Source organism: Sphingobium sp. YBL2 (assembly GCF_000943805.1).
Lineage (GTDB): Bacteria > Pseudomonadota > Alphaproteobacteria > Sphingomonadales > Sphingomonadaceae > Sphingobium > Sphingobium fuliginis.
Map to the genome: position 1 here is coordinate 1,136,781 of NZ_CP010954.1, position 13,824 is coordinate 1,150,604.

Consider the following 13,824-nt stretch of genomic DNA (forward strand, 5'->3'; position numbering starts at 1 on the left):
CTTGCCATGGCGTCGGCGCCAGTTATCAAGTATGCACTTGATAGCACGGAAAAGGACGAGGGGAAGAGCGATGGGCGAGGCGTTCGACAATATCATAATGACGCAGGATGACGGGATCGTCGAATTGCGCATCCACCATCGCGGCGGCCCGGCCAAATGGGCGCTCTGGGGCGGGTTGCACAGGGAACTGGGCATCGCCTTCGCGCAGGTCGCCGCCGATCCCGACGCGCGCGTGCTGCTGATCACCGGCACGGGCGACAGCTTCTGCGCGGAGTTCGACATGGACTGCGACATGCCGCAGATGGGCGCGGCGACGTGGGACGTGATCTTCCGCGAGGGCAGGGCGCTGCTCAACAATCTGCTGGCGATCGAGATACCGGTGCTGGCGGCCGTCAACGGACCCGCCTTCATCCATGCGGAGATCGCGCTGCTGGCCGATGTCGTGCTGGCGGCCGAAGAGACCGTCTTTGCGGACAGGCCGCACGCGCTGGCCGGCGTGGTGCCGGGCGACGGCGTGCACAGCATCTGGCCGATGCTGCTGGGGCCGAACCGCGGCCGTTATTTCCTGATGACGGGGCAGGAGATCGGCGCGGCCGAAGCCCTGTCGCTGGGCCTGGTGGGGGAGGTGCTGTCGCCCGAAGCCCTGATGCCCCGCGCGTGGGAACTGGCCCGCACGATTGCCGCGCGACCCGCCATTGCCAACCGCTATACCCGCATGCTGCTTACGCGTGAGATCAAGGGGCGGCTGGCCGCGGAACTGGATCAGGGACTGGCCATGGAGGGCATGGCGATCCTTGCGGGGATGCAGGGACAGGCGCGATGATCGCCGCACCGTGTCCATCGCCATTCAGTGCACGAAAAGAGGTGATCAGTCCCAGGCGACAGGCAGTTGGCGTTGTCCCCAATAGATCCAGCTATCGATCCGCTCGGGACTTCCCGTCAGACGCAGATCGGGCAGGCGTTCGACCAGCTTCCGCAAGCCGACCTGCGCCTCCAGGCGGGCGATGGGCGCCCCCAGGCAGAAATGAACGCCATAGCCGAAGGACAAATGCCGCTTCACCTGGTTGAGCGGCCGATCCATGATGAAGCTGTCGGGATCGGGGAAGATGTCCGGATCGCGATTGGCCCCCATCATCGAGAACATGAGCTTGCTGCGTTCGGGCAGCTCCGCGCCATGCATCTGTACCGGGCACAGGCTGGTGCGGAAATGGGAATTGATCGGCGGATCGAAGCGCAGGCTTTCCTCGATCACATTTTCCACCAGATGCGGCTCGGCCTTCAACCGCTCCCACCGTTCGGGGGCTTCCAGCAGCCGCCAGACCACATTGGTGAGCAGGCTGGTGGTCGTTTCCTGCCCTCCGGTCAATAGCGCGGTGCAGATCTGGAACAATTCCATGTCGTTGAAGCGCCTACCCTCCACGCGGCTGACGAGACCGAGCGAGATATAGTCGAACGGCAGCACCGTTCCCCAATGTTCATGGGTCGGTTCATCGATGCCCGCGTCGCGCAACAATTGCCTGCGCGCTTCGATCAGGCCCATGAAATGTGGCTGGATTTCCGCGATGAGCGTCTGTTCGGCGTTCGGATTCCTGTCGTTGAACAGCAGCGACTGCAATTCATCCGCCCAGCGCTTGTAATCGGCATGGAGCGCTTGGTCGGCTCCCAGCATGAAACACATGGTCCGGGCAGGCAGCGGGAGGCAGAAGAGATCGTGGAAATTGCCCTGCTTGTCCGCCCGACTTTCCAGTCCGGAGACCAGATCTTCCGCAATCGTCTCCACCTCCGGCAGATAATAGCGCATGCGGGCCGGCGTCATCCCCCTGCGCAGGGCGGCGATATATTCGAGGTGGAAGGGGGGATCGGTCAATATCCCGAAATCGCTGAACGCTTCCCAATCCATGGGTGCATCGCCCCATTTGAACGACCATATGGGATTGTCGGACAGGATCTTGTCGCGAATTTCCTTGTAATCGCTGGTGATGTAGAACTGATATTCCTCTCCCTTATAGTGATAAAAGGGACATTGGGCGGCAAGCGCCGAATAGGCGGGGCCAGGATTGCGGATCGTTTCCGGGTCCAAAGGATCGAAGACATGATCGACCGCAGTCTTCAGCCGCCGTTCCTTGGGCTCCTGTGTCTTCGCCCTGGTGATTTCAGTCATCCCATCCTCCGTCATGATGCCGGACGGAAGCATAAGGGGTGCTGTTCCGGGATTGAACGAAAAGTCCTTTAGGGGCCTAACTATCGGTGGAGTCCTCCGGGCGGGCATTGGTGGGACAGCGCTTAGTCCTTGTGTCGAGGATAGCGGCCCATCATCAGGTAAACGCAGCCCGCCGCCATGAAGCTGGGCAGGACGAACAGGCTGGAAGCGGCCGCAATTTGATTTAACATAAGATATATTATCGTACTTTCGTGGATTTTGGCGTTGCTTCCTTCCTTCTTCCTCCTCCTCCTCCATCGGCCGTGCAGGTATCGCTTATCTGAAATGTGGCGCGGTGCGGGACGAGACGGCTTGGCACATGGGCGGCCATAAGTCAGGCTTCCGTGCTGACAGGATGCAATGGCCGCGATGCAGGCTTTGCGATCGAACTGCTCAATCAGATCACAGGCCCGAAGGCCAAGTTGAGAGGAAGCATTCATGCCCGACTATGATCTCATCATCCGGGGGGGTAGCATATATGACGGCAGCGGCGGAGAGCCGTTCGTTGCAGATGTCGCCGTCAAGGACGGGTTGATCGCGGCGGTGGGCGATGTCCAGGGCATCGCGCGGGAAGAGATCGACGCCGCCGGCCGCATCGTCACGCCGGGTTTTGTCGACGTGCATACCCATTATGACGGGCAGATCACCTGGGAGAACAGGTTGGCCCCCTCCTCCGATCATGGTGTGACGACGGTGGTCATGGGCAATTGCGGCGTCGGCTTCGCTCCCTCCCGTCCCGAGCATCGCAGGTTGATGATCAAGCTGATGGAAGGCGTAGAGGACATTCCCGAAGTCGTCATGGCCGAAGGCGTGCCGTTCAACTGGGAAACCTTCCCCGAATATCTGGATGCGCTGGAGAAGCGCGAAAGCGACATCGATTTCGCCGCGCAATTGCCGCACAGTCCTCTGCGCGTCTATGTGATGGGCGAACGCGGCGCCAATCTGGAACCGCCGACGCAAGAGGATTTGGCGGAAATGCGCCGCCTTACTGCGGAGGCGATCCACGCCGGCGCCCTGGGCGTCACCACGTCGCGCAGCTATGCGCACCAGTTCCGCGACGGTCGCCCCGCCCCTTCGGTCAAGAGCGAGGACCAGGAAGTGCTGGCGCTGGCCGAGGGCCTGCGCGACGCCGGCAAAGGCGTGTTCCAGATGGTGCCCAGCTATGACGTGACGGCGGCCGAGCGCATGGACCTGCTGGACGACATTGCGCGGACGTCGGGCCGCCCGGTTTCCTTCACCTTCATGCAGACGCCCAAGGGCGAAGGCGACTGGCAGGAAATGGTCGCCCGGCTGGAGGCCTCCAAACATAAAGGCCTGGAAGTGCGCGGCCAGATCATTCCGCGTCCGACCGGCGCGCTGCTGGGCCTTGAACTGTCCATGCATCCCTTCTCCTTCAACCCCAGCTTCCGCGCTATCGAGCATCTGCCGCTGGAGGAGAAGGTGGAACGGATGCGCGATCCGGAGTTCCGCAAGAAGCTGATCGCGGAGGAGCCGGACGATCCGCAGGCCTTCTTCGTCTATGTCATCTCCGATCTTGACGCCATGTTCGTGCTCGGCAATCCGCCGAACTACAATCCCCGCAGCGACGAGAGCATCGGCGCCCGCGCCCGCGCCATGGGCGTCGATCCCAAGGAATTGATCTATGACGCGCTGCTCCAGCGCGACGGGCGGGAAGTGCTCTATCGTCCTCTCGGCAATTCGGAAGGCGAGAAGTTCGAAAGCTCCGGCCGCAATCTGGTGAAGAACGACAGGACCTTCCCGGCGCTGGGGGATGGCGGCGCGCATTACAGCATGATCTGCGACGCCGCCTATACCACCTACTTCCTGACCTATTGGGTGCGCGACGCCAAGGGCGACAGGAAGGTCGACCTGCCCTACGCCGTGCGCAAGCTGACCTATGAGCCGGCCCATGCCGTCGGCCTGCACGACCGCGGCCTGATCAGGCCGGGGTACAAGGCGGACCTCAACATCATCGACATGGAAAGGCTGCACCTCTACGCCCCGCATGTCGTCTATAATCTGCCGACGGGCGGCCGCCGCCTGCAACAGCGCGCGGACGGTTATGACGCGACGATCGTGAGCGGCGTGGTCACCTATCGCAACGGCCGCTCCACGGGCGCGCTGCCCGGCCGCCTCGTGCGCGGGGGCAAGGAAGCGCCGGAAACCGCGCCCGAAAAGAGCCTGCAGCCGGCCTGAAGGATCAGGGCGGGCGAAGCGGACCGCCGCCTCGCCCGCCCATGCACCGACAGCGCAGAGGGGATTGCCATGACCGAACTCACGCCCGACCTCATCGCCTTCCTTCAGGAGATGAAGGACCGCACCGCCATCCACGATTGCCTGCTGCGCTATACGCGCGGCGTCGACCGGCACGACCGCGAACTGATGCTGTCGGCCTATTGGCCCGACGCTTTCGACGATCATGGCGTTGCGGAAGGCTATGCCGCCGATTTCGTCGACTGGGCGATCGGATGGCATGGCGAATTCCAGACCAGGCATCATCACGCGATCAGCAACCACACGGTCGAGATCGACGGCGAGACGGCGCATGGGGAAACCTATTATACTTTCTGGGGCGAGAATAAGGGCGCACCGCCCCAGCTCAGCTTCGGCCGCTATGTGGACCGGTTCGAAAGGCGCAACGGCGAGTGGCGCATTGCCGACAGGGTCTGCGTCAATGAAATGACGGCGACGCTGACGGCGGCCGAAATTCCCGACGAATGGAAGGCGCGCATCTTCAGCACAGGCCCCAACCGGCGCGACAAGAGCGACATCTCCTATGTCCGGCCGCTGGTGCGCAAGGCTGCGGCGGGCTGATTTGCCCGCTCCACTTGCCGAATATATGGATATGACAGGTTCAACATCTGACCAGAGGATATTGCATGACCGCACGAACTGTCGTCGTCACCGGCGCTTTCGGGATATTGGGCGGCGCCGTCGCTTCTGCCTTCGCGGCAGCAGGAGACAGGGTAGCGCGGGTCGATTACGCCCCCGCCCCGGCGGAGACTCCGGCGGGCTGCTTCGACATGGGCGGCGTCGATCTGACCGACTTCTCCGCAACGCAGAAGCTGGTGGCGGACATCGTGGAAACGCTGGGATCGATCGACGTGCTGGTCAATGTCGCGGGCGGCTTCATATGGGAGACGCTGGCGGATGGAGGCAGCGCGACATGGAACCGCATGTTCGCGATGAACGCCACCACCTGCGTCAACATGACCAAGGCGGCCCTGCCGGAACTGGAGAAGGCGGCGCAAGCCCGCATCGTCAACATCGGCGCGGGGGGCGCCGTCGTCGCCGCAGCGGGCATGGGCGGCTATGCCGCATCGAAAATGGCCGTGCATAAATTGACCGAGAGCCTGGCGGCCGAACTGGCGGGCAAGGACATCACGGTGAACGCGATCCTGCCTAGCATTATCGACACGCCGACCAATCGCGCCGACATGCCGGATGCCGACTTCAGCCAATGGGTGCAACCGGGCGCGATTGCCGAGGTCATCCAGTTCCTTGCCTCGCCGGCGGCACGCGCCGTCAGTGGAGCACTGATTCCGGTGACGAAGGGCGGTTGAACGTCCCCGCCCTGCCGCAAAGGAAGCGGCAAGCGGGCGCCATCGCCCGCCTGGCCGTCAAATGATTTCGAACAGCGCGGCGGCGCCCATGCCGCCGCCGATGCACATGGTGACGACGGCGTTCTTCGCGCCCAGCCGCTTGCCGGCCAGCAGGGCATGGCCGGTCATGCGCGATCCGGTCATGCCGAACGGGTGTCCGATCGAAATGGCGCCGCCGTCGACATTGACCCTGGCCCGGTCGATGCCCAGCCGGTCGATGCAGTAGAGCGCCTGGCTGGCATAAGCCTCGTTCAGTTCCCAAATGTCGATGTCGGATACCGAAAGCCCGGCCCGGTCGAGCAGCTTCGGCACGGCGAAGACCGGCCCGATGCCCATTTCGTCCGGCTCGCATCCAGCCACCTGCATGCCCTTGTAGAGACCCAGGATCGGCAGACCGCGCCGCGCCGCTTCGTCCGCGTCCATGATGACGCAGGCGCTGGAGCCGTCCGACAACTGGCTGCAATTGCCCGCCGTCACCGAACCGCCTTCGAACAAGGGCTTCAGCTTGGCGAGCCCCTCCATGTCCGTGCCGGGCCGGTTGCATTCGTCCTGCGTCAGCGTGACCTTTTCCTGACCCGTGACGGCCAGCGCCTTGTCCACGACATTCTTCGTCGTGGCCACCGGCACGATCTCCTCGTCGAACCAGCCTTTGTCCTGGGCGTTCGCGGTGCGAGACTGGCTCGTCACGGCGAATGCATCCTGCGCTTCGCGGCTGATGCCGTAGCGGCGGGCCACGATGTCGCCGGTCAGGTTCATCGCCATGTAGATTTCGGGCTTATGGTCCAGCAGCCATTCGTCCTTGCTGCGAAATAGGTTGCGATGCGGGTCGACCAGGCTGACGGTTTCCACGCCGCCGGCTACATAGACGCCCCCCTCCCCGCTGCGGATGCGCTGCGCGGCGATGGCGATGGTCTGGAGACCGGAGGAGCATTTTCGATCCAGCGTCATGCCGCACACGCTGATCGGCAGGCCCGCGCGCAACGCAGCCTGGCGCGCGACGTTGGAACCCACAGCGCCTTCGCACCGCGCCGATCCCAGCAGGACGTCATCGATCTCCCCCGGATCGATTCCGGCACGTTCCACGGCGGCGCGGATGGAGTGCGCCGCCAGCGTCGCGCCATGGATATTGTTGAGAGCGCCCCGGTGCGCCTTACCGATCGGCGTGCGCGCGGTGGCGACGATGGCCGCATCCTTCATGCTTCGAAATCTCCCGTCAGAAGCTGGGGCGCAGATAGGGGCTGATGGCGCGGCTTTCCATAAAGGCGCTTGCCTCATCACGTCTTTGATGAAGCCGCGCGCCATTCTTGACCCGGACCATGCCGGTCCACAAAGCAGGTTTGACAAGAAACAGGGAGCGCTCCCCATGACCATCATCGTCGAAAAGCAGGGTCCGGTCGCGATCGTGACGCTTGACCGCCCGCAGACCAAGAATGCGATCACCCAGGAGATGCGCGGCCAGCTATATGGCGCGTTCGAGGACATCGCGATGGATCAGGACGTGCGCGCGGTCATCCTGACCGGAGCAGGTGGCGACTTCTGTTCGGGCATGGACGTATCGGGCATGCGCAAGGGCGGCGTCACCGGATCGATGGACCGGATGTACACGCTCAACCGCATCGCGAAGGCCATATATTCGCTCAAGAAGCCGACCATTGCAGCCGTGCCGGGCATATGCGTGGGTGTGGGCTTTTCCTACGCGCTGGCCTGCGACATCGTGCTGGCGGGCGAACAGGCCCGCTTTGCCGCGATATTCCGCAACATCGCATTGGCGCCCGATGGCGGCCTTGTCTGGCACCTGCGCCAGTCGCTGGGCGTGCAGAAGGCCAAGGAACTGGTCTATTCGGGCCGCATCATCCGTGCCGACGAAGCGGTGGCCATGGGCATCGCTTATGAGAAGGTCGCCCAGGATGCATTGATGGACCGGGCGATGGAACTGGCGGAAAGCTTCGCGTCCGGCCCCAGCATCGCCATGGGCATGGCAAAGCGCCAGTTCGATCTGAGCTGGAACAACGGGTTCGAGCAATATCTGGAGCTGGAGGCCGCGATCCAGCCGCTGATGAGCCGCACCGAAGACCATGAGGAAGGGCTGGCGGCCTTCCGCGAAAAGCGCAAGCCGCTGTTCCGGGGCGAGTGACGCGGATGCTCCAGCCCGAAGCGGAATGGCGCGCGCACCTGGCCGAGGGTCGTTTCATGATCCAGCGCAGCCGGTCGACCGGCGGCCATGTTTTCTACCCCCGCGTCATGGAGCCGGGCACGGGCGCGGAGGATCTGGAATGGGTGAGCGCATCCGGCGCGGCCTCGGTGCATGCCGTCACCATCGTGCGCAAGAAGGACCCGGCCGACAGCTACAGCGTCGTTCTGGTCGACCTGGCCGAAGGACCGCGCCTCATGAGCCGCGTCGATGGCGTGCCGGTCGATGACATCCATATCGGCATGGCCGTCAGGGCCAGCATCATCCAGGAGGGGGACAAGCCTTTGCTCGTCTTCGTGCCCGCATGAGCATGGGCAATGGATTTCCGCGCGGGCGCGCCGCGATCGTGGGCGCGTCGACCTATGGCATCGGCCAATGCCCCGGCCTGTCCGCCGTGGACATGGCGGCGAAGGCCGCGCTGCTGGCGCTGGCCGATGCGGGCATTGCCCTGTCGGAAGTGGATGCGCTCTACACCTCCGCGCCCTATGAGGCGCTGGGCGGCATGGAACTGGCCGAATATCTGGGCCTGACGCCGAAGGTCACTGACTGCAACCGCACCGGAGGCTCCGCTTTCGAAGTCTATGTGCAGCAGGCGGCGCTCGCGCTGGAGGCGGGGCTGATCGACTGCGCGCTGATCGCCTATGGCTCAAACCCGGCGAGCAACCCGCCGCCCGGCGTCGGCATGACGCGCCAGAGCCCGTGGGAAGCGCCGTACAAGCCGCTCGCTCCCCTCTCCTCCTATGCGCTGGCGGCGAGCCGGCACATGCATCTCTACGGCACCACCCGCGAGCAACTGGCCGAAGTGGCGGTCGCGGCGCGGCAATGGGCGCAATTGAATCCGGAAGCGGCTGTGCGCGATCCGCTGAGCATCGAGGATGTGCTGAAGGCGCGGATGGTGTCCGATCCGCTGACCGTGCGCGATTGCTGCCTGTTCAACGACGGCGCGACCGCCGTGGTGATGGTGCGCGCCGACCGGGCGAAGGATTGCGCCAGGGCGCCGGTCCATGTGCTGGGCGCGGCCCATGCTGTCACCCATCGCGAAATCAGCTCCATGCCCGACCTCACCGTGACGGGGGCGGCGATTTCCGGTCCGCAGGCCTTCGCGCAGGCCGGGGTCAAGCCCGCCGACATGGATGTGGCGATGCTCTACGACGCGTTCACCATCACGCCCATCCTGTTCCTGGAGGATCTGGGCTTCTGCCCCAAGGGGGAAGGCGGACGCTTCGTCTCGGGCGGGCATGTCGCGCCGGGCGGCGGGTTGGCGCTCAATACCAATGGCGGCGGCCTGTCCTGCGTGCATCCGGGCATGTATGGCCTGTTCCTGCTGGTGGAAGCCACGCGTCAGCTTCGCGGCGAATGCGGCGAACGGCAGGTCAAGAATGCCCGCCTTGCCGTCGCGCATGGCAATGGCGGCGTGTTGTCGAGCGAAGCGACGGTCGTGCTGGGAACGGCCGAAACCGTATAGCAGGGCGGAATGGGCGCGCCCTGCCCTCCTTTAGGCGGGTGCGCTCAACACCAGCCGCACCAGTTTCTCGACATCGGTGAGCAGCGTCTCCATCTCCAGCGCGGGCTGCTCCTCGCCAAAGCCATGCTTGTCGAACAGCGCCACCGCATTCCACATCATCGTCCCCGCCAGCGCAATGCGGACCCGGCCCAGTTGCGGCGGCAGCCAGGCCAGCGCGGCGTGCAACCGCTCCAGCAGGGCCGCGATGCTGGGCGCGCCGGGCCGCGGGATGCGCGCATCGAACGGATCGCTGAGCAGGCCCGCCGCGCTCATGTGCATCATGAACCGGATATGGGCGTGCGGCGTCTGTTCATCGTCAAGGAGGAAATAGGGCCGCATCATGCAGCGCCAGGCGGTGAAGGCGTCAACATCCTCCAGCGAGGGACCGCTTTCCCGGATCATCCGTGCGCGCTCCGCCTCCGTATCCCGGAGCCGCATGTCGATGACGGCGCGCAGCAGTTCCTCCACGCTGCCGAAATGATAGCTGACGGCGGCGGTGTTCTTCTGCCCGGCGGCAATCGCGACAGCGCGCAGCGTCGCCACGCCGATCCCCGATTGCGCCACCAATGTCTCTGCCGCGAGGCAAAGCTGCCGGCGGGTGGTTTCGCTGCGGGAAGAGGAGGCCATGGCGATGCTTGTAGCTGGCCCGCAAAGGATGGCCAGACCTCATATTAAAGCATTTGCTTTATTTTTGTTGGAGCCTATGATGCCTCCCAGGAAATTGAGAGGATTCCCCATGATCATCAGCGCCATGCCCGGTCCCTTCGGCGCCATCGTCGAAGGCGTCGACCTTTCCGTCCCCCAGAGCGACGAGACCTTGCGCGCCTTGATCGCGGCGCTGCACGAACATCAAATTCTCGCGATACGCGGGCAGCGGCTGACCGATGCGGACTATGTCGCCTTTGGCCATCAATGGGGCGACCCGCTGATGTTCCACCTGCCGTCGCACAGGAAGGATGACTTTCCGGAGATGATCCGGATCACCAATGCCGCCGCCACGCCCGAGCGCTATCGCGACGGCGCCAAATTCTGGCATCAGGACAGCAGCTATGAAGCGGTGCCCGCCAGCGTGACCATGCTCTATGGTGTGGAAACGCCCGATGAAGGCGGCGAAACGCTGATCGCCAGCACGGTCATGGCCTATGATGCGCTGGACGAGGACATGAAGGCCAGGATCGACGGGCTCACCGGATTGCATTGCCTGGGCGGGTCCCCGGCCCTGCCGGGCGAGAAGATTCCCTTCATTCCGGAAAATACCGCACGGCACGGCATTGTTTCGCATCCGTTGGTGATGCGTCATCCGGTGTCGGGACGAAAGGCGCTCTATCTGTCCGGTTCGGCCTTCGGCGCGGAGGGGCTGGACGTTGACGAGGGGCGCGCGCTGATCGACCGGTTGCGCGCCCATTGCACGCAGCCCCGGTTCGTCACGCGCTACAAGGTCGAGGCCGGCGACATCTTCCTGTGGGACAATTTCCAGGTGCTGCACAGCGCCACGCCGATCGAATATTCCGACGAACCCGGCAAGCGGCGGCTGCTCTACCGGATCAGCACCAAGGGCACGCCCGCGCTGTGCAGGCCGGCCGATCTGGCGGCCTGACGGATCAGCCGGGGTCGAGGCGCCAGTCGATCCGCTCCGTCAGGAAGGCGAGCGCGGCCTGCACATGCGGCAGGGCGATACGATCCGGGGCGCCCATCAGCACGACAGGCAGCCGGGGCCAGTTCGCTTCCGGCAGCAGCGGGATCAGGCGACCGGCGCGGATATGGTCGCGGGCCAGCATTTCCAGCGTCTGGCCGACGCCCAGACCGGCGAGGGTTGCGGACAATATCGCCGCGCCGTCGTTGAATGTGAAGGCCGTCGGCGGTCGCACGCGGACGGTGCGGTCGCCGTGCCGCAATTGAAGCGGATTGCCGCCCGGCATTTCCACGCTGGCATAGAGTATGGCGCGATGCTGAGTCAGGTCATCGGCTTCCGACGGCTGGCCGTGCTGTGCGATATAGTCAGGCGATGCCAGGCAGATCAGCCTTGTCGTGCCGAGCGTCAGGGTCTTCCATCCCGTGGGCGGCGCTTCGCCCGCGCGGATGACCAGGTCGAAGCCGTCGACGCGAAAGAAAGTCCCTCGATCGCCTAGCGTCAGGTCGAGGATCAGCTGCGGATGGGCCCGTTGGAATTCGGCCAGTGCTGGCATGACGAACGCCTGCCCCATGGAGGCCGGGGCATCCAGCCGCACGCGTCCCGCTATGCCTGCCCCCGGCCGCACCGCCATGTCGGCCGTGGCCACGGCGTCCAGCGCAGCCTGCGCATAGGTCAGATAATGGCCCCCTTCGGCGGTCAGGTCGACGCGGCGCGTCGAGCGGTTGAACAGCCGCACGCCCAGATGTTCCTCCAGCCGCCTGACATGCAGGGTGACCATCGGCGTCGAGATGTTGAGGCGCAGCGCGGCGCGTGTGAAGGAACCGGCCTCAGCCACGGCGACGAAGGCCTCCATCGCGGTCAGTCGATCCATCTTCTGCTCCTGCCGCGGTCAGCAACGGTCCAGAGCCGCAGGCGGACCGGAATAGGGAAATGCGAGGAAGCGTTCGGCAAGGCTGTGGAAGTTCCGGATGGTCGAGCCGTGCATCCTACATCGGAATGCCGCGCGGCATAGGCTTCCTCCCCATCTCATCGGCCTTTTGATGTCTGCCGCGGCGTCCTTGCCGCATTGCATGCAACCCTGCAACAACATGATCCGGAGAGGAGTCCTGAATGAGCGGTTTTCTGGACGAACGCGCCAATCTGGCCGGCAAAGTGGCGGCCGTCATCGGCGGCGGAGGCGGCATTGGGGCAGGCATATCGCTGGCGCTGGCCAAGGCCGGGGTGGACCTTGCGATCTGCGACATCGATGCGGCTGCGCTGGCGGGGACGGAGGAAGCGGTCAGGTCCATGGGCCGCCAGGTCACGGCCATGGTCGTCGATGCCACCGACGAAGCCGCGCTGGACGCCTTTTACGACGAGGTCGAACGCGCCTGCCCACGTCTCGACATAGTGGTGAACGTGGCGGGCGGAACGAAGCGGCAATTGCTGTCCGAAGCCAGCCGGGCCGACATCGCCCGGGACATCCATCGCAACTATGGCTATGTCGTCCAGTCAGTGCAGCGCGCCGTGCCGCTGATCAAGCGTTCCGGCGATGGCGGCAGCATCGTCAATTTCACCACCATAGAGGCGCATCGCGGCGCCGCCAGCTTTTCGGTCTATGCGGGCGCCAAGGCGGCGACGACGAACTTCACCCGTTCGATGGCGGTGGAACTGGGCAAGGACAGGATCCGCGTCAGTTGCATCGCGCCGGACACGACATTGAGCCGGGGCAATATGGCCGCCATGCCCCCCTCCTTCGCGGAGGGTTTTGCCAGGCTGCCCGCTCACGCCCAGGGCAAGGGCCTGGAAATGTACATCCCCAGGGGCGAGCAGCCGCCGGTCGATGCGCTGGCCGATGCCGTGCTGTTCCTGGGTTCTGACCTGTCCACCTTCGTGTCGGGCATGACGCTGCATGTCGACGGCGGCACCATGGCGGCGGCGGGCATGCTGGACTGGCCCTTTGGCGACGGTTTCGTGCCGACGCCGCTCGCAGGCACGCTGGCGCGCCTCTATCGCGATGGAGATGAGGCATGATCCTCTATGCCGTCACCCTTTCGCCCTTCGCCGCCCGCGTGCGGCTGGCGCTGCGCGTCAAGACGCTGGACTATGCCATGCAGCCTCCGCCGGGCGGCGGCACGCGGTCGCCCGAATTTCTGGCGATCAATCCGATCGGGAAATTGCCGGTGCTGGTGACGGACGACGGGCTGGCGATTGCCGAATCGGAGACCATCATCGACTATCTGGACGAGCGCTTCCCTGCTCCATCCTTATTGCCCGCCGATACGGGCGAACGGGTGCGGATGCGCAACATCATCCGCAGTTTCGAACTCTATGCCACGCCTGCCATGTCGCGTTTGTTCAAGCAGATGGACCCTGTGACCCGCGACGAGGCGACGGTCGCGGCCGAGATCGCCAATTGGCGCAACGGGCTGGCGCTCACCGACCGGTTCACGGCAGACGCCCCTTTCGCCGCGGGCGGCGCCATCAGCAAGGCGGACTGCATATTGCTGCCCAGCCTGTTGCTGTGCGAGGTGGTCGCCCAAATCTTCGGGCTCGACGATCCTCTCGCGGACTGCCCCAATCTGGCGGGCTATCGGGCGAAAGCGCGCCGGCATCCGGACATGGGCGCGATCTGGACGGAGACGGCGGACGCGCTCGCGGCCATGAGAGCGGGAAAATGATCCGCCGAAAGACGAGACGTCCCCAGAACCGCAT

General features: G+C 64.6%; 14 protein-coding genes. 10 read left to right on the forward strand and 4 right to left on the reverse strand.

The features are described 5' to 3' along the window. The first annotated feature begins 70 nt into the window (after positions 1-70). Entirely contained in the window at positions 71-823 is a 753-nt protein-coding gene (locus tag TZ53_RS05380; RefSeq protein ID WP_025552201.1) for an enoyl-CoA hydratase/isomerase family protein, read from the forward strand. A gap of 45 nt (positions 824-868) precedes the next feature. Here TZ53_RS05380 and TZ53_RS25560 read toward each other — a convergent pair whose 3' ends face one another. After that, entirely contained in the window at positions 869-2,161 is a 1,293-nt protein-coding gene (locus tag TZ53_RS25560) for a cytochrome P450 (RefSeq protein ID WP_025552200.1), read from the reverse strand. Between the two features lie 477 nt (positions 2,162-2,638). On the opposite strand from TZ53_RS25560, the gene TZ53_RS05390 reads away from it, so the two are divergent. From TZ53_RS05390 to TZ53_RS05400, 3 genes are all read left to right on the forward strand, one after another. After that, positions 2,639-4,396, forward strand: a complete 1,758-nt coding sequence (locus tag TZ53_RS05390) for an N-acyl-D-amino-acid deacylase family protein (RefSeq protein ID WP_044660656.1) — start codon at positions 2,639-2,641, stop codon at positions 4,394-4,396. 69 nt (positions 4,397-4,465) lie between these two features. Beyond that, complete coding sequence (locus tag TZ53_RS05395) at positions 4,466-5,014, forward strand: nuclear transport factor 2 family protein (protein WP_044660657.1); 549 nt, start codon at positions 4,466-4,468, stop codon at positions 5,012-5,014. Positions 5,015-5,079: 65 nt separating this feature from the next. Next, positions 5,080-5,763, forward strand: a complete 684-nt coding sequence (locus TZ53_RS05400) for an SDR family NAD(P)-dependent oxidoreductase (protein WP_044660658.1) — start codon at positions 5,080-5,082, stop codon at positions 5,761-5,763. 57 nt (positions 5,764-5,820) lie between these two features. Here TZ53_RS05400 and TZ53_RS05405 read toward each other — a convergent pair whose 3' ends face one another. Continuing rightward, the gene (locus TZ53_RS05405) at positions 5,821-6,999 is read right to left on the reverse strand and encodes an acetyl-CoA C-acyltransferase (protein WP_044660659.1); all 1,179 of its coding nucleotides are present in this window, start codon (positions 6,997-6,999) and stop codon (positions 5,821-5,823) included. A gap of 166 nt (positions 7,000-7,165) precedes the next feature. Here TZ53_RS05405 and TZ53_RS05410 point away from each other — a divergent pair, with 166 nt between their 5' ends. The 3 genes from TZ53_RS05410 to TZ53_RS05420 are packed head-to-tail and all read left to right on the forward strand — an operon-like array spanning position 7,166 to position 9,458. After that, a complete protein-coding gene (locus tag TZ53_RS05410; protein WP_044660660.1) occupies positions 7,166-7,936 on the forward strand; it encodes an enoyl-CoA hydratase/isomerase family protein in 771 nt (256 codons plus the stop codon). A gap of 5 nt (positions 7,937-7,941) precedes the next feature. Beyond that, positions 7,942-8,301, forward strand: coding sequence for a Zn-ribbon domain-containing OB-fold protein (locus TZ53_RS05415; RefSeq protein WP_044660661.1), 360 nt, complete (start codon positions 7,942-7,944; stop codon positions 8,299-8,301). Further along, positions 8,298-9,458 (forward strand): thiolase, encoded by a 1,161-nt coding sequence (locus TZ53_RS05420; RefSeq protein ID WP_044660662.1) that lies wholly within the window; start codon positions 8,298-8,300, stop codon positions 9,456-9,458. The genes TZ53_RS05415 and TZ53_RS05420 overlap by 4 nt, the downstream gene beginning before the upstream one ends. A gap of 30 nt (positions 9,459-9,488) precedes the next feature. Here the strand turns inward: TZ53_RS05420 and TZ53_RS25565 are convergent, their stop codons facing one another. Next, complete coding sequence (locus tag TZ53_RS25565; RefSeq protein ID WP_052628101.1) at positions 9,489-10,124, reverse strand: TetR/AcrR family transcriptional regulator; 636 nt, start codon at positions 10,122-10,124, stop codon at positions 9,489-9,491. A 109-nt stretch (positions 10,125-10,233) separates the two neighbouring features. Between TZ53_RS25565 and TZ53_RS05430 the strand changes: the two genes are divergently transcribed. After that, positions 10,234-11,094: a TauD/TfdA dioxygenase family protein gene (locus TZ53_RS05430; RefSeq protein WP_025550275.1), complete on the forward strand. Its 861-nt coding sequence runs from the start codon at positions 10,234-10,236 to the stop codon at positions 11,092-11,094. Positions 11,095-11,098: 4 nt separating this feature from the next. On the opposite strand, the gene TZ53_RS05435 is transcribed toward TZ53_RS05430, so the two are convergent. Further along, positions 11,099-12,001 (reverse strand): LysR family transcriptional regulator, encoded by a 903-nt coding sequence (locus TZ53_RS05435; protein WP_025550273.1) that lies wholly within the window; start codon positions 11,999-12,001, stop codon positions 11,099-11,101. Between the two features lie 239 nt (positions 12,002-12,240). On the opposite strand from TZ53_RS05435, the gene TZ53_RS05440 reads away from it, so the two are divergent. Both TZ53_RS05440 and TZ53_RS25570 read left to right on the forward strand, forming a co-directional pair. Further along, positions 12,241-13,143: an SDR family NAD(P)-dependent oxidoreductase gene (locus tag TZ53_RS05440; protein WP_025550271.1), complete on the forward strand. Its 903-nt coding sequence runs from the start codon at positions 12,241-12,243 to the stop codon at positions 13,141-13,143. After that, positions 13,140-13,790: a glutathione S-transferase family protein gene (locus TZ53_RS25570; RefSeq protein WP_025550269.1), complete on the forward strand. Its 651-nt coding sequence runs from the start codon at positions 13,140-13,142 to the stop codon at positions 13,788-13,790. The genes TZ53_RS05440 and TZ53_RS25570 overlap by 4 nt, the downstream gene beginning before the upstream one ends. Positions 13,791-13,824: the final 34 nt, after the last annotated feature.

Coding starts and splice junctions, on each gene's coding strand:
- TZ53_RS05380 (WP_025552201.1), top strand. CDS start 71: ATGGGCGAGGCGTTCGACAATATCATAATGACGCAGGATGACGGGATC.
- TZ53_RS25560 (WP_025552200.1), bottom strand. CDS start 2,161: ATGACTGAAATCACCAGGGCGAAGACACAGGAGCCCAAGGAACGGCGG.
- TZ53_RS05390 (WP_044660656.1), top strand. CDS start 2,639: ATGCCCGACTATGATCTCATCATCCGGGGGGGTAGCATATATGACGGC.
- TZ53_RS05395 (WP_044660657.1), top strand. CDS start 4,466: ATGACCGAACTCACGCCCGACCTCATCGCCTTCCTTCAGGAGATGAAG.
- TZ53_RS05400 (WP_044660658.1), top strand. CDS start 5,080: ATGACCGCACGAACTGTCGTCGTCACCGGCGCTTTCGGGATATTGGGC.
- TZ53_RS05405 (WP_044660659.1), bottom strand. CDS start 6,999: ATGAAGGATGCGGCCATCGTCGCCACCGCGCGCACGCCGATCGGTAAG.
- TZ53_RS05410 (WP_044660660.1), top strand. CDS start 7,166: ATGACCATCATCGTCGAAAAGCAGGGTCCGGTCGCGATCGTGACGCTT.
- TZ53_RS05415 (WP_044660661.1), top strand. CDS start 7,942: ATGCTCCAGCCCGAAGCGGAATGGCGCGCGCACCTGGCCGAGGGTCGT.
- TZ53_RS05420 (WP_044660662.1), top strand. CDS start 8,298: ATGAGCATGGGCAATGGATTTCCGCGCGGGCGCGCCGCGATCGTGGGC.
- TZ53_RS25565 (WP_052628101.1), bottom strand. CDS start 10,124: ATGGCCTCCTCTTCCCGCAGCGAAACCACCCGCCGGCAGCTTTGCCTC.
- TZ53_RS05430 (WP_025550275.1), top strand. CDS start 10,234: ATGATCATCAGCGCCATGCCCGGTCCCTTCGGCGCCATCGTCGAAGGC.
- TZ53_RS05435 (WP_025550273.1), bottom strand. CDS start 12,001: ATGGATCGACTGACCGCGATGGAGGCCTTCGTCGCCGTGGCTGAGGCC.
- TZ53_RS05440 (WP_025550271.1), top strand. CDS start 12,241: ATGAGCGGTTTTCTGGACGAACGCGCCAATCTGGCCGGCAAAGTGGCG.
- TZ53_RS25570 (WP_025550269.1), top strand. CDS start 13,140: ATGATCCTCTATGCCGTCACCCTTTCGCCCTTCGCCGCCCGCGTGCGG.